At 46.3% G+C, this 15,082-nt stretch carries 11 protein-coding genes; 8 read left to right on the top strand and 3 right to left on the bottom strand.

Features of this window, described 5'->3' with window-relative positions; all coding sequences use genetic code 11:
* The first annotated feature begins 158 nt into the window (after window positions 1–158).
* Complete coding sequence (locus tag IQ257_RS30220) at window positions 159–2,492, top strand: hypothetical protein (protein WP_228060861.1); 2,334 nt, start codon at window positions 159–161, stop codon at window positions 2,490–2,492.
* On the top strand, window positions 2,411–4,639 hold the full coding sequence (locus tag IQ257_RS30215) for an ATP-binding domain-containing protein (RefSeq protein ID WP_228060860.1): 2,229 nt from the start codon (window positions 2,411–2,413) through the stop codon (window positions 4,637–4,639). Before IQ257_RS30220 ends, IQ257_RS30215 begins: the two co-directional genes overlap by 82 nt.
* A 152-nt stretch (window positions 4,640–4,791) precedes the next feature.
* Here the strand turns inward: IQ257_RS30215 and IQ257_RS19940 are convergent, their stop codons facing one another.
* Both IQ257_RS19940 and IQ257_RS19935 read right to left on the bottom strand, forming a co-directional pair.
* Window positions 4,792–5,226 carry a hypothetical protein gene (locus tag IQ257_RS19940; RefSeq protein WP_228060859.1) on the bottom strand — a complete coding sequence of 145 codons (435 nt, stop codon included), beginning with the start codon at window positions 5,224–5,226 and terminating at the stop codon, window positions 4,792–4,794.
* A gap of 5 nt (window positions 5,227–5,231) precedes the next feature.
* Complete coding sequence (locus tag IQ257_RS19935) at window positions 5,232–6,551, bottom strand: AAA family ATPase (RefSeq protein WP_193876506.1); 1,320 nt, start codon at window positions 6,549–6,551, stop codon at window positions 5,232–5,234.
* A 277-nt stretch (window positions 6,552–6,828) separates the two neighbouring features.
* Between IQ257_RS19935 and IQ257_RS19930 the strand changes: the two genes are divergently transcribed.
* Window positions 6,829–7,419, top strand: coding sequence for a Uma2 family endonuclease (locus IQ257_RS19930; protein ID WP_193876504.1), 591 nt, complete (start codon window positions 6,829–6,831; stop codon window positions 7,417–7,419).
* 362 nt (window positions 7,420–7,781) lie between these two features.
* Here IQ257_RS19930 and IQ257_RS19925 read toward each other — a convergent pair whose 3' ends face one another.
* On the bottom strand, window positions 7,782–7,934 hold the full coding sequence (locus IQ257_RS19925) for a hypothetical protein (protein ID WP_193876502.1): 153 nt from the start codon (window positions 7,932–7,934) through the stop codon (window positions 7,782–7,784).
* A gap of 343 nt (window positions 7,935–8,277) precedes the next feature.
* On the opposite strand from IQ257_RS19925, the gene IQ257_RS19920 reads away from it, so the two are divergent.
* From IQ257_RS19920 to IQ257_RS19900, 5 genes are all read left to right on the top strand, one after another.
* Entirely contained in the window at window positions 8,278–11,463 is a 3,186-nt protein-coding gene (locus IQ257_RS19920; protein ID WP_193876500.1) for a DUF11 domain-containing protein, read from the top strand.
* Window positions 11,464–11,647: 184 nt separating this feature from the next.
* The gene (aroA, locus tag IQ257_RS19915) at window positions 11,648–12,994 is read left to right on the top strand and encodes a 3-phosphoshikimate 1-carboxyvinyltransferase (RefSeq protein ID WP_193876498.1); all 1,347 of its coding nucleotides are present in this window, start codon (window positions 11,648–11,650) and stop codon (window positions 12,992–12,994) included.
* 357 nt (window positions 12,995–13,351) lie between these two features.
* The gene (locus IQ257_RS19910; RefSeq protein ID WP_193876496.1) at window positions 13,352–13,627 is read left to right on the top strand and encodes a hypothetical protein; all 276 of its coding nucleotides are present in this window, start codon (window positions 13,352–13,354) and stop codon (window positions 13,625–13,627) included.
* Window positions 13,593–14,003 (top strand): calcium-binding protein, encoded by a 411-nt coding sequence (locus IQ257_RS19905; protein ID WP_193876494.1) that lies wholly within the window; start codon window positions 13,593–13,595, stop codon window positions 14,001–14,003. The genes IQ257_RS19910 and IQ257_RS19905 overlap by 35 nt, the downstream gene beginning before the upstream one ends.
* Complete coding sequence (locus IQ257_RS19900; protein WP_193876492.1) at window positions 13,930–14,730, top strand: DVUA0089 family protein; 801 nt, start codon at window positions 13,930–13,932, stop codon at window positions 14,728–14,730. Before IQ257_RS19905 ends, IQ257_RS19900 begins: the two co-directional genes overlap by 74 nt.
* Window positions 14,731–15,082 lie beyond the last annotated feature (352 nt).

Below are 15,082 nucleotides of genomic sequence, written 5' to 3'. Positions count from 1 at the left end.
AGGAGATGTGTATAATAGACAGGTCTCACATCCTCAACAAAATTCTAGCTAGTGTATAAAAGGCGACCTAAAATTTCCACACCGCCTTCGCCGCTAGACGAAAATAGGTAATACAGGCAAACTTAGGAGCTTTGTCAGCAAGAGCGGGGACTTGACCGATGTACGTCTATTGCACCTCTGGGTTCAATCAAAAGGCAGAGCGATACGGTATTCATGATCGCATCAATGACTTGTGCGCTGAACTTCAGACGCAGAGAATTGATGAGGTGCAGGCACATTTTGAGCGCGTCTATCCTTACCTCAAGCGTCGGGTTCTCAACCGTAGACTCATTGCCCGTATCCTCAAAGTCGATAATGAGCAAGTCCTTTGTTTGATCGATATCTTCAAGCGCGGCGATAGTGACTATGAGCGGTTTCTAGAAGCGCCCCGAGACTATGGCAGAACCTACCTCGAACCCCAACTTGATCTCCCACACATTCGAGACTGGTTCACTCAAGCCAAACTCCAGCAGCACATTACCCAAACACTCCCCCCGCTTCCCTCAACCCTACGCCCTTGGTTGGAACCTCCTGGTTGGGAAATGGAAACCGCTCAAGAGGATTGGGTGATCTACGAAAGCGTCGAATGGGTAAGGCAGTTTGCCAAAGCCGAAATTCAAGATGCCTGGGAAACCTACTACCAAATTATCTCGAAAATTAATAGCGATACGGTACAGCGATCGCATCCTGCTGGTAATGGCAACCGTCACCCTTCAGAGGCAGAGACAGAAATACTCCCATCCGTATTCGATGAAACCCAATGGCTAGACAGCCCCCAGATTCCTGATCATGTACAGTTGTATGGTGAGAGCGATCGCTACATTCTATACAGCCAATTAGAAACGACCGACGCTACTGTAAGAGGGGTTTTGTTTCTATTGGCTCCCTTCGATCACCAACCCTCCCAGGAAGAGATTGCCGAAGTTGGGAAAAGAACAGCCTTATTTAATGGCTCCGATACCACCAACATCCTATCGCGACAACTGAATCTCTACGAGTTGACCCCCTTTGCTCACCGCTCCTATCCAGCTTACCTACTCGCAGATGAAGAAAGCTGGTTAGCGATCGAGCGAGGAAAAGAAGCAAATCTGGCGCTTTCTGCCGAAGAAGAACAGATTCTCCAATCAGTTTCCACCTCAACCTCGGCTAGCAGTTCCCTACCCCTATTCATCAATGGACGAGCAGGTAGCGGCAAGTCTACCATGCTAATTTATCTATTTGCCGACTACTGCTACCGGAAATACCACACCAAACAAGGACGCCGCCGCCGGGAACCTCTCCCTGGTGAGCCGTTATTTTTGACCTATAACGAGCGGTTACTCGAAGTGGCTAGAGATGGAGTGAAACGGTTGCTTTCATCCCATCACCGTTTTGTTGCTGAACGGAGTCAGGGAGATGAACTGCCCAATATTGATCGCTACTTCCAACCCTTTGGCAAATTTCTGTTAAACTTGCTTCCTCCCCAAGAACGCGATCGCTTTAACCCAGAACACTATATTTCCTTTCACCGCTTCAAACAACTGTACCGGGGTCAAAGTCCCTGCGAATCCCTAGCCAAAGCTGTACTCCACCTACCGCAAGCACGGCGCTATTCCCCAGAAACCTGCTGGCACGTCATCCGCAGCTTCATTAAAGGATATCGCCAGCAAGAATACATGACGCCGGAAGACTACCATGAGGAAGTTCCCCGCAAGGAACGCACTATCGATCTTGAGAAATTCCAAGGCATTTACGATACCATCTGGGAACGCTGGTACAAGCACCTGACCACTGAACAAGGTTACTGGGATGACCAAGATTTAATTACCAAAGTCTTGCAACTCAAGTGCTACCATCCTGACCATACGGCTATTTTCTGCGATGAAGCTCAAGACTTTACTCGCGTCGAGCTTCAGCTCATCATGCAACTCTCTATTTTTTCCCAATACCATTTGGGATACCAGCCTCTTCAAAGTCTACCCTTTGCCTTTGCTGGCGACCCCTTCCAAACCCTGAACCCCACAGGATTCCATTGGTCGAGTACTCAAGCTGCCTTTGATGCAGAAGTGATTACCGCTTTAGATCCAGCCGAGCAATTAAGGCTAGCGATTAACTTTCAGGAACTAGCCTTTAATTATCGTTCAAGTCCACCGATTGTGCAATCGACCAATTTAATTCAGTTATGGCGTCACGTCCTGTTTGATATTCCCGAACTCAATCCCCAAACGGCATGGCATCCGGGAAACTTTCTGGAACCGCAAAAGTTTATTCTCAATCAGAATATTACCGCAGAGGAACTGGCAAGTTATATTCAAAACACGATCATTATTGTCCCCTGTGAAGAAGGGGAAGAAGCTGCATACGCACAGGCAGATGAGGTACTTTCCAAAATTTGCAGAGGAGCAGAGGAGCGGGGGAGACAAGGGAGAATTTACCTAATTCTCAATCTTCAGAACCGCTCAAGAATGTTTTAAGTGCAATTTCTGCGAAGGGGTTGGAATTTAAACGAGTAATTCTCTACAAGTTTGGCGAAGATTGCAACCATAGCGTCTGGAACTTAAAAGGATTAGACCAAAAAGTAAAAGTTGAATACTTTTTCAATAAGCTTTATGTTGCTGCTAGTAGGGCAACCGACTATCTATTTGTGGTGGATTCTGAAAAAGGCGATCGCCAATTATGGCAGTATGCCAGCGATGAAGCGTTGTTGCAAGCCATGTTGGGACACGCTAGAAGTAAGACACGTTGGGAAGAGAATGTCAGAACTATCACTCCTGGAACACCTGCAACGGCTCGGCAAATGCGGGAAGATGATCCAGGTGCGATCGCTCTTGAATTTGAAACGAAGGGATTGAATGCCGAAAATCCCGGTTTGCTCAGACGTGCCAAGCAATTTTACAGCGATATGGGCGATCGTGCTAACGCTGATTTTTGTGAAGCTTGGGCGCTTAAGTTTGAAGGGCACTTTTGTGAGGCAGGCGGCTACTTCCTTGGGTTAGGTGATTCGGATCAAGCGTGGGATTGTTTCTGGCAGGGGATGTGTTGGTTGGAGTTAGTGAATTGGTACAACCTGCACCCACAAGAGCAAGCAGCCGAACGCTTTTTGACCTTATTTATGGCAGCACCGCCACAAGATTTAGACGCGCTGCATCAGTTTGCCTCCGTTGTTCTGAATCAAAAACAAACGATAAATACGAGTGAACAATGGACGCAAGCTAGACAAGAGTATGCTAACCGAATTGAGGCATTCCTAAATAATCCAAAGTTTAAACCGGAGCAATGGCAGCAATTTGGAGAGGGTTTGGCAGCATTAGAGTTCGCTGAACCTAGCAGATTTTACAAACTTGCAGGCGATTGTTTTTACCGTGCCCAAAACTACGAGCAGGCGATATATTACTGGGAAGCTGGCGATGCTATGCAAACGCCGGAGTATTTCTGGGCAAAAGCCTTAGGGGTAGGGATGCCGGAGGGGTTGGAATATCTGGCACAAGCGGGGGAGTGCGATCGCATTATCGCCGAATGGCAGCAGGCAGGCAAGCCGCGCGATCGCCAATGGCTCACCTATGTTGCTTTTGCTCTAGAAACCAAAAAGCACTATCAACAAGCCTTTGTGATCTATGTTTGGTTAGATGAACTGGTTAAAGTAAAAGCTTGTTTTGACGCAGCAAGTCTCAACCGACCTCCAATCAAGCTTCTCAAAGTTCTTTTCCAGTATTTATTCCGCAGAAAATATTGGAGTGAAGCGATAGACGCGATTGAAACCTATCTACCTATTGTTACGGGTTCAGAATCGAGAAAGCTAGATTTAAACTTCGATATCATTTACGAAATTTCTGGCTCTGACTTATCACCCCATGACCTGAATAACCAGCAACGCCAATACTATGTAGAATTTATCAAAACCCAAATTTTAGCAACTCCTGACTGGTATCAAGATCTATTAATCCAGCAAGTAGGCATTGCTCTAGAGAAAGTGGGAGCGGTGACAGAAACACTTTCATTTTATGAGCAATTTGTCAATTGTATTGACCCAGAACTCCGTCAGTTTGCACGAGAGCGCTGGATTGCTACCCAGAAAAAACAGGAACAGTACGCCAGAAACCAGAATAACCTTGACAAAGCTAGAAAAATCTACTCGGAACTGCTCAAACAATCGGCTAGCTGGGCAATTGTTCCAGATTCAGTCTCCCTCGCTCCACCATTAGTTTCCAGAGAGCGCCCCAGGCTACCCCTTCCCAAATCCGCTGCGGCACCTACTTTCCAACCCCAGCCGCCAACGGTTCAGGAACCTGTGATTCAGGGATTGCCTAGGGGCACGAAAGTGGAACGCATTGAAGATGGAATCATCGGATTTGAGGTGCGTCACCTAGCCATTAAGGTGATGAGTTCGAGCAAACAAGTTTTAATTACTGACGTTCTTAACAGTCGAGACGTGCGAGTGGATTGGGAACAATGTCAAGTGAATATTGGGGAAGCCACGATAGATGCGATGGGGAGCCATCAGTTATCGTTTGCCCTCTTTACCAGTGGCTATAGGGGTATCCTAATCTGCGACAAGAAAACTCCTCGACTAGAATTAGATGTTCAAGGTTGTCAGAGCAAGATTTTGATTGAACTCCGCTGATAAAGGCTCAGGATTGACTATTTATAACTATTAATAGATGGCAAAAAAGACGGAGTAAGCGAGTCTAGAACCATTGAGTCAAGGACACTTGTTAAATAAGAATGCCAAGTTTTTCCTGAACGAACTTCTATCCCACATTATCAGGTTGGTAGTCATATCCTCTCAAGTCTTGGTCTAAAGACCAAATAAAAACCCGGAGATAGGGAGTCCTTTTTTTTTGCTTCTTCCCATTCTTTAATAATTGATAGATCTCCCATGCTTACCTTTCGCATTGCCGAATCAGGAAATTCATTTAACCATATACCAATTTCTTCAACCTTTGGAACTCGCATAATTTGCCAAGGAGCATCTCCGTTAATCGCTTTATGAACTTCCGTAACAAAGGCTTGAGCGAAACGGCGACAATTTCCCCCATCCGATAATTGGGCGATATGATTGCCTGTTTCATAAACAGCAGTTATTGGCAAAAGAAATGATGTATCGTTACGGACAAGTTTTTCAAATTCATTTAATACTTCCTCTCTTGAGCTATTCATATTAGGAATATTCAAGAACTCACAAAAGATCGAAGTATCAACAATTGCCACTGCCTTCATCCACTAATCTCCATCTCTTTACGGATAGAAGCTAACCATTCCAATGCTTTTTGTTGCTTCTGTTCACGTCCAGGATGATGTTTCACAAACCGTTCAAGTAAACCCCTTGTCATCAGATGTCCAACGGAACCTTGAGCAATTAATTCAGGGTAGTCGGGAATATCTCGTAATCGGATCAGTTCACTCGAACCATCATCAGGACTGCGATAGCAAAAAACGGTTTCTGGTACAGCCTGATCCGGTAAAGCATCAAGTAATGCTGGATTATGGCTACTAATCAGCACTCTCAAATTACGTCGTTGTGCAATATTAGACATGCGCTTCAGTAAAAGTTCTGCTCGACTGGGATGTACACCGTTATCAATTTCTTCAATAACGACAATGCTTTGTTCTGGAGCCGAAAGCAAGACTCCTGCAATCGACAAAACTCGTAATGTGCCATCTGAGAGGGTGGCGGCATCATAGTCAGTTGATGTGCCACCAAAGGTTTCAGTTAGCTGTAACATCACTTCCCCACGAGGCGTTTCAATAAAGCTGATATCTTGAATATCTTGTTCAGGAAGGCTTCTCACAAATTCTAATATCTCAGCCTTAATCATCGAGTCTTGGCAGAGATTATAGAGAACACCCGAAATATTTTCGCCGTGCTTCTTGAGCAATTGATCAGTTTTATGTCCATAAAAGCGCATGGCATTGGGTTCAGGCTCCAGAAAAACAATGCCACTCAACCACCGCACATAATTTTTAGTAATTTTCGGTATTTCTTTTTGACTTTCTTGATTTTCAGGACGAAAACGAATTTCACTCAATAACTGTGTAAAAATTGCCATCTGGCTACTGCATACGATCTTTGGCTTTGTACCACCACGGGCAAAATTGTTATATGCCACAAAAACATCACTACCTGCCCCTTGAGGTTCACTAATAATTTGGTAGAGCGGAACGGTTGATGTCGAGCCTGTGATTCTTTCTTGGGTGACATGAATCTCTCCATCATTGCTAAAGCCTAGATTAATCTCAAAATGCTCCCAGCCTGCAAACGCTTGAGTTGTCACATCACAGGAAATTTGTAACGATATTGCTCCTCGGTATCCAAGATTATTAATTTCACCTCTAAACAGATTGTCACTCTGTTGATGTGTGTTCCCAAGCAGGCTTAATCGCTCACCTCCAGCAATCATAGACAGTAATTTTAGGGCTTCAATTATGTTGCTTTTGCCTGAGGCATTAGCTCCAATTAAAACGGTTAAAGAAGCCAAGGGCAAAACTCCATATCGATAATTCTTAAAATTTTCGACTTGAATATTTTTAATCATTTTATTAATTTATTTAACTTGATTTTGAAACAAACTAATAATTCCTAGTTTAAAATTATACTAACATCGCTTGTTACCCAATAATCGCCCCATAATCATAATTGCAGACAAAATTTTCCTGCATGACACCTTTCTGACTATGCCGCCTGTTTCACTATCCAAGCGCCATACCAGCCAGTGGAGTGATTGAAGTGCGATCGCACATTTCCATTCCACTCCAATACCATTCCTTAGCTATCATAAATAATGCAATGCCGCGCCAGGTGATGGTATCTCTATGACGCAAGTTCCCCTTCTCACTCCACCTTCCACCAACCAGCGTATTGTCTATTCCAGCATTACCTGGGAACAGTTCAAGCTAATTCAGGCTGGTTTTGCTAACTCTCCGGGCATTCGGCTGGCATACTATAACAGCACGATTGAAATTCTTATGCCGGGACGCGAACATGAAATGTTTAGTCGGCTGATCAGCTTTTTGATTGGCTTATTTTGCTTAGAAAACGCCATTGAATTTGAACCCACGGGTTCCATGACTCAAGAGCGAGAAGGAACCGTATCTGCCCAAGCCGATGAATCCTACTGTTTTGGCGCATCCAAGCCAATTCCCGATCTCGTTATTGAAGTCGTGTTCACCAGTGGTGGTACTGACAAACTGAAGCGGTATCAGGCGTTGGGTGTGCCTGAAGTGTGGTTTTGGCAAGACGGTTTATTCAGCCTCTATCGCCTACGGGATAATCAGTACGAAAAAATTACCCGCAGCGAAATCCCCGAACTGGCAACGCTGAGTATTGACCTGCTCACCCGTTGCGTGTTGATGGCTCAGACTTCTCGCTTGGAGGCAGCGAAAGTGTTTCGCAACTCACTTTAAGCTGAAAAGCAGGAGGAGAGAAAGTTGTATCTTGGAATGCAACTTGGTACCATTCTGCTATAGCCAGCCTGACACTCACTCTCTATTGAACCCAACAAGCCGATTGCCCTTTACACCCGCTAAAAAGCGGGCAAAACGGTTTTTAATCCTCGGTTATCAATTATTCAGCAAGAAGCAACAATTGATAACCGAGGAATATTCTCTACTAGAAAGACAGCAATAAGCCTATTTCTTTCACGAGAGTAAGCCATTTAAAAAGAAAATTTAGGAGAAATTCTATTGGCTATCACTCTTTTTTAAAGTAATTTTCAAGAGAAAAATAGCCCCACTCTAAAATGTTGCTCCCACCTATTCTACGGGCGTTACATTTCTGGACTCCTCCTCCGAACAGACGCATCATCTTGCTGATTTCTAAGGGCGTCCTGCCGCATTTGGCGGCATCTAGCAAGCAATTCTTCAAGATTTTCTTCTAGATCCTTGAGGGGAAGAGGTTGCATTTCGGATTGAGAAGACATAATTCTTACCTTGAATTTCTAATCATTTCTAATTCCACTATTCCAACTAAAAGAATCAATTCAGTGTGCTAGCTGTGAGGAATCAATGAAGAATTAACCAAGACTTGGTAAAGTTAGCCTCTCGGATATCCACAACACTATTCCCTATCTAGAGAGAGATATTTTCATAAATTAAATGTGGTTAAATCAGCCTTTGACCTATTTCTAGGGTGAAATTAGCAAACTCCGAAAAACTAGAACAGCTTGACCAGCTTTTGTCAAGGGCGATCGCTCGTTATTGGCTTGATAAGGGCTAGGCTGTGGCTTTTAGGAGCTGTCCATGTTGTAGTGCCAGTTGTTTATAGTGACTAACTTCCAAACTCAACGCTTCAGTTGGCTAACAGGTAGCATCGCCGTTTTCCTGTGCGCCTGTAGTTTCTGGACTCAACCCGCTCGAGGGGAAGGTAGCCGAGAATTGACAGATAATCAAGGTTTTCGCCCTTTTTTAGACTATCGCCAAGATTCCCTTGATACTGGAGCGATACAACGTCGGACGGTGATTCAGGTTTATACCGAGGCAGGCGAGACGCTCTATTTAGGTTCGAGTGCCGTAGGGGTGGGTCAGGGTACAATCAACTACACCAAACCCAATGGGGCTTCTGGTACTTGCGGCATCACTGGCAGGATTGAAAGTCGCCAGGAAGAAGTGAAAGGTCCCAATCCTATATCTCCTGGAGGTGACGGTTACGACCCTTGTACGGTTACAGTCGATCAAACTGGAGTTTGGCAAATTAATTTTGTCAGTCCCAATCCTTCCAGTACGGCTAACCCAAACTCTATTCTTGCTATGGCTGATTGGCTTGAGCAAAAGCCCAATGATAACTATGTAACAGCCTGGGATGTCACCGTCGCAGAGGGAGGTCAAGCAATTCCAGGTCGAGCCTTTGCTAACTATTTAGCTCTCAACGTAGGGTCGTTCGCTGCACCCATTCGCTCTGAAACCTACATTCTCACAGAAGAAGGTTATCGGTATCAGATCAGGTTAAACATTCTTAAGCCCTTTGGATTCATTTTTTTCTCGAACAATAAGGGATTTAGACGCCCCAGTGGAGAACCTTTTTTCTCATCCGTACCGCTAGATCCCCCTCCTAATTTCCAAAACCCGATTGAATCAAACTCAGGAGATGACCGCACCCACGAAATTTTCTTTAACCCACCCGTACCCGGAATTTTGAATACTCCGATAGAACCCATTCCTCCCGGCGATGTGAACAATTTCTCCTTTACAGGTAATGACAGCACACCCGGTCAGGCAGCATCTCCTGGTGGCGGCACGTTTCGGTTCACCGCTTCCAGAGGTGGCAGTTACAGAATTATCATTGACCTCAATAGTGATGGCATATACGGGAACGGTATAGATAGAGTTCTGACAGGAACAGCAGAACAAGGACAAAATACTATCTTGTGGGATGGTCTGGATCAGAATGGGAACCCTCTACCAGGTGGTCGCACCGGATACAGCGTCAGCATCAATCTCTTTGCCGGTCAGGTTCACTTCCCCTTTTTAGATGTCGAATCCAATCCAGACGGCATCATTCTTCAAAGACTCAACGGTCAAGGTAGCCCAGACTTTACAGTTTACTACGATGACAGTCGGTTCAGCGGACCGGGCATTCCCCCCGATCCTCTTGATGCCTCTATTAACGGAGTCAACAGTGCTGACGGTGCTCACGCCTATGGTTGTTCAAATCCGACCAGTGAACAAACTTGCTTTGGGGACTTCAGGGGTATCGATACGTGGGCTTTTTTACCATCAAGGGATTTTGTGTTTAGTAATGCTCTACTGATTGCAGAAGCAGATCTAGCAATTGAAAAACGTGTGAGTTCTGAACCCGTTGTGGCGGGCAATCCCATCACTTATACGATCGCAGTCACCAATAATGGTTCTAATGATGTTATGGGGGCGGCTGTTACTGATACTGTTCCCGAGGCGCTCACAGACGTAAACTGGACTTGTGCGATCGCAGAAGGTACGGGGAGTTGCGGTGCAGCCAGTGGCACGGGAAATGCGATCAATACAACTGTAACTCTCAATGAAAATGCTACCGCCCTTTACACCGTTACAGGTACTCTTTCCCCCAATGCCTCCGGGACGCTGACCAATACAGCAACCATTCCACTCCAGCCAGGTAACCGTGTGGGCAACGACGTGACAGACCCCAATCCCGACAACAACACCAGTACCATACAAACCCCTATCCAGGCACCAACAGCAGATTTAGGCTTAACAAAAACGGCAGATCCAGCCAGTCCCTCTCCCGGAGAAAACGTGACGTTTACAGTCACCGTAACCCATGAAGATGGATCGCTGGCAGCGACTGATGTAGTTGTGAGCGATCAATTGCCAGCCGGATTAAACTTTGTCTCAGCCACAGCCAGTCAGGGAACCTATAATAACCAAACGGGTATCTGGAATGTAGGTAACATTGAGCGCAGCAGCAGTGCCACGTTACAGATTGTTGCCACCTTAAATACCAGCGAACCTGTTGTCAACAGAGCGCAGGTCAGTGCCTCCGACCAACCTGACCCAGATTCTACACCCGGAAACAGTATTGCAGGCGAGGATGATCAAGATAGTGTAACCGTACCCTTGCGCTTGACTGACCTGAGCTTGACCAAAACCGCCAGCTCTACCACCGTAAATGTAAGAGAAGATATCACCTATACGCTCACCCTTACCAATGAGGATGCCAATGCTGCTACCGATATAGCTGTGACCGAACCCCTGCCACCTGAGGTAACGTTCAAATCAGTAATACCTTCTCAAGGGTCATACAACAGCAGCACGGGAATTTGGTCAGTCGGCAACTTACCCCGTGGGGGTAGCGCCACCTTGCAGATTGTCGCTACAGGAAATACCCCAGGATCGAGTATCAACACGGCGGTTATTAGCGCCTTAGATCAGAGTGACCCCAACCCAGACAATGACCGCGCCAGTGAGGAGGTGTTCTTGGAAGGGGAACCGCGCCTGCGTTTAGTAAAGCGGATTACTAATGTGGCGAGGAATGGGATGTCGCTACCTGGGATTAACTTTGATCGTTTTGTCGATGACCCCAACGACCCAGATGACAATGCGAGTGGCTGGTCTCAACTTCCTAGTGGAGCACCGTTAGGAGTTCCCAGAATTCACTCAGACACCCTTTTGCAAAGTGATGATGAAGTTGAATACACGATTTATTTCCTTTCCAGTGGTGGTACTGCTGTTAACGGTGTTAACCTCTGTGATCTTGTTCCAGAGGAAACAAGGTTTATTGCTGATAGTTTTGGACCCAGTAGCGGAATTTTGTTAACTCAAGGTGGAACGCGGCTACCCCAAAGTAATGCCCAGGATACCGATTCTGGGACATTTTTCACACCCCTAACTCCTGTAACAAGTCCCTGTTCCGAGTCCAAAAATTCAAAAGGGGCAGTATTTTTACAACTGGGAGATATTCCTAGTACAGCCCCAAACAATGTCGGATTTATTCGCTTCCGAGTCAAAATTGATTAACCTAAGTTGCTAGTTATACGAGTAAGAGGTTGCTACGGATAAGGCTGATTGACTGACAAAAGTCTAGCGCCCTTACCCCAACTCCGCTCCCAGAGAGCGAGGGTAAAGGAGCAAGTTGTCCTGCCTATCCATATCTTCATCTTCTGATAAAATCAGTCTTCGCCCCTCATCCTACGCCATCTCCATGCCAGCGACTGTTGTCACCCTCAAAAGTACGGAACATCAACTCGACTTAATTATTGCCAGACCCACCTTTGGACTTTCTTTAACGGGAAACCTCCAAGTTCCCGGCGATAAATCCATCTCCCATCGGGCTTTAATGTTAGGAGCGATCGCCCAAGGCGAAACTCGCATTCAGGGACTGCTATTGGGAGAAGACCCCTGTAGCACTGCACGCTGTTTTCAAGCCATGGGTGCTGAAATCTCAGCATTGAACGAACAGCAAGTCACGGTTAAGGGCGTAGGAATCGGACAGTTGCAAGAACCTGTGGATGTCTTAGATGCAGGCAACTCTGGGACAACCCTGCGGCTAATGCTGGGACTCTTGGCATCTCACCCTGAACGATTCTTTACGGTGACAGGCGATAATTCTTTGCGATCGCGCCCCATGTCTCGCGTGGTTCAACCCTTGCAACAAATGGGTGCTCAAATTTGGGGACGTAAAGGCGATTCCCTAGCGCCCCTTGCCGTTCGAGGACAGCGCCTGAAACCCATTCACTACCATTCCCCCATTGCTTCGGCTCAAGTCAAATCTTGCATCCTCCTGGCAGGTTTAATGGTAGAAGGAGAGACTACTGTAACCGAACCTGCCCTCTCCCGTGATCACAGCGAACGAATGCTGAAAGCGTTTGGGGCGCAAGTTAGTATTGACCCAGAAACTCGGAGTGCTACTGTCATAGGTCCAGCACAACTGCAAGGACAAACGGTAATCGTTCCCGGTGATATCAGTTCTGCGGCTTTTTGGTTAGTGGCGGGTGCGATTGTCCCCGATTCGGAATTGCTAATCGAAAATGTTGGGGTTAACCCGACTCGCACAGGTATTTTAGACGCCCTAGAAATGATGGGGGCGGATATTCAGCTTGAAAATCAGCGTATCGTTGCAGGGGAACCTGTGGCTGACTTGCGAGTCCGTCACGGACGCCTCAATGCCTGTAAACTTGCTGGGGATTTGATTCCCCGCCTGATTGATGAAATTCCGATTCTGGCAGTTGCGGCGGCTTTTGCGGAAGGGACTACGGTGATTCGGGATGCGGCAGAACTGCGAGTAAAGGAGAGCGATCGCCTTGCGGTAATGGCTTCTCAGCTAACTAGCATGGGGGCGCGGGTGACTGAACTACCGGATGGTTTGGAAATCACAGGCGGCGTTCCCCTAACCGGAACGGAGGTTGACAGTCACGACGATCACCGAATTGCAATGAGTTTGGCGATCGCTGCTCTCAATGCCACGGGTACAATGACCATCCACGGTGCTAAAGCTGCGGCTATCTCTTACCCTGACTTCACCACCACTCTACAGCGACTCTGTAACTAAATTAGGAGTAATAGTTTGCGGCTTTTCGAGTAGTGCAAAGTGGGAATCTATCTCCCTGTGGGAGTCCTATGTTCGGAGTTCAAATAGGATTGCTAACTCAAGCATTTATATCAGTCGCCAAGGCGATTAGGACAAAGTAAAATACGGGAACCTTGACCCGTTAATCTTTTCTTTTCTGCCTTCTGCTGTAGCATAGATTCCACCTAAATACAGTCCCCCTCCAGGGGGTTTTATCATAAGTAAATATCACCCAATCTCTGATTAACTAAACTTTTTCTCTTGGCTTAACTTTATCTTAATCAGTAAGTTTTAGTCCCTATGTACAATGACTTCATTGTTTTTGATAAATAGCAAAAAATGGGTACTTACTCCTCAAATGTTTCGCCCTCTAAGCTTTCAGAAATCATTATCGACCTATTTCAATCTGATTTAAGAAACGGTATAGTCCCGTTGGTACAGTTACTGCCGAATGTGGAAGCTGAAATGGTTTCATTAGCCACAATCTCAGCGCTTAGTCCAGGGTTAATTATTGGTACGCCTGGTAATGATATTACGGTTGGCACCAATCAGAGCGATCGCATCTTCGGACTCGACGGTGATGACGGCATATTCAGTTATTCTCAATGGTGGTAATGGAAATGACCGAATCTTTGGTGATGCGGGTGATGATTTGCTCAATGGAAATGCTGGGGATGACATTATTAATGGTGGAGACGGTAACGACCAAGCATTTGGTGGACTGGGCAATGATCGATTCTTTCTCGGTGCTGGAAATGACCAAGTTTTTGGCGAGGACGGTAACGACTTAGCCGACGGCGAAGCTGGGGATGACCTGCTCAATGGAGGAGCTGGTGAAGATATACTCTTTGGTAGCCTGGGCAATGATAGCCTCATTGGTGGCGACGACGACGACTTCCTCGTAGCAGGGGTCGGTAATGATTTCCTTGCTGGTGACGCAGGAAATCATTACCGACCCCTTTGTTCCAGCCTTCGGATTTGGTCAAGGTGAGATTGATACTCTGAGTGGCGGTGAAGGAATTGATACCTTTGTCCTTGGGCAAGATGATCAAGTTTTCTATGTGGGTCAAGGGATTAACGACTACGCCCTGATTACTGACTTCAATTTGGGCGAAGATATTATACAACTCGCTACCAATCCTACTGGCTCGGTTAATGTTAGTGAAGTGGGTGACGCCGGACAGTCTCTTTTTAACGCCCAGGTCATTCCAGGGGGTTCCGGGACGTTAGACTCGATTACTGGGACAATTTCTAATTCTAACGACGTTGACCTATTCCAAATCACGCTGACTGACGGTGGAACGTTTTCTGCCACAACAGTCGGCGGTGCTAATTTTGACACGCAGTTGTTCCTGTTCGACGATAGTGGCGTCTTGGTTCGTCAAAACGACGACTCCAGTGGCACTCTTCAATCGACCATTTCCGATTCACCCTTTGATCCCCTAGCACCTGGAACCTACTTTCTGGGTATCTCCAGCTTCAATAATGACCCGGTGGGAATACCACCTACCTTCCCAGGTGGAGGGTTCTCAAGTGGGGACTACACTATTGAACTAACTGGAGTTGAGTCTGCTCCTCCTACATTTAGCATTGGTGCATCCCCTGTTGGTCTTCCGGCAGGGACAGGGATATTTTTTGGAGATGACCTCATTGCTATTCTTCAAGACCTGTCTATCTTTAGCCCGACTCTGAGCGGTGGCAGCTTTGCGTTTGCTTAGAAAGTCAAAACTGTAGTCCTGAACAAAAATTGTAGTCAATGCCCCATTCTAGCGACAGGCTAGGATGGGGTTAGTCATCTGACATCTTGCACCAATCTCAACAAGCCTATTTTAGGTAGGGTGGGCAAAATTTATAAAGCCTGACCAGAAATGGGGTATGAGGCATAGGGATATGGGAAAGACAGTCAAAAACGCCTTATATCCTGCTTCTTGCCTTACAATGTCGATGTAACCCGAAATGATACAAATCCCCACTTAAAGAGATGGTGGGCGAGTAGCTTCATGGGATGCAGTCCAGAAAATCGCTGTACTCATAGCAGCCCAATCCCATACCGTTGCTCAAAATTATTGG

This window comes from Coleofasciculus sp. LEGE 07092, assembly GCF_015207375.1.
GTDB lineage: Bacteria > Cyanobacteriota > Cyanobacteriia > Cyanobacteriales > Coleofasciculaceae > LEGE-07092.
The sequence above is the reverse complement of the archived record's forward strand: the minus strand, read 5'-3'. Positions and strand labels throughout refer to the sequence as shown.

Coding starts and splice junctions, on each gene's coding strand:
- aroA (WP_193876498.1), top strand. CDS start 11,648: ATGCCAGCGACTGTTGTCACCCTCAAAAGTACGGAACATCAACTCGAC.
- IQ257_RS19905 (WP_193876494.1), top strand. CDS start 13,593: ATGACGGCATATTCAGTTATTCTCAATGGTGGTAATGGAAATGACCGA.
- IQ257_RS30220 (WP_228060861.1), top strand. CDS start 159: ATGTACGTCTATTGCACCTCTGGGTTCAATCAAAAGGCAGAGCGATAC.
- IQ257_RS19900 (WP_193876492.1), top strand. CDS start 13,930: ATGATTTCCTTGCTGGTGACGCAGGAAATCATTACCGACCCCTTTGTT.
- IQ257_RS19925 (WP_193876502.1), bottom strand. CDS start 7,934: ATGTCTTCTCAATCCGAAATGCAACCTCTTCCCCTCAAGGATCTAGAA.
- IQ257_RS19910 (WP_193876496.1), top strand. CDS start 13,352: ATGGGTACTTACTCCTCAAATGTTTCGCCCTCTAAGCTTTCAGAAATC.
- IQ257_RS19930 (WP_193876504.1), top strand. CDS start 6,829: ATGACGCAAGTTCCCCTTCTCACTCCACCTTCCACCAACCAGCGTATT.
- IQ257_RS19935 (WP_193876506.1), bottom strand. CDS start 6,551: ATGATTAAAAATATTCAAGTCGAAAATTTTAAGAATTATCGATATGGA.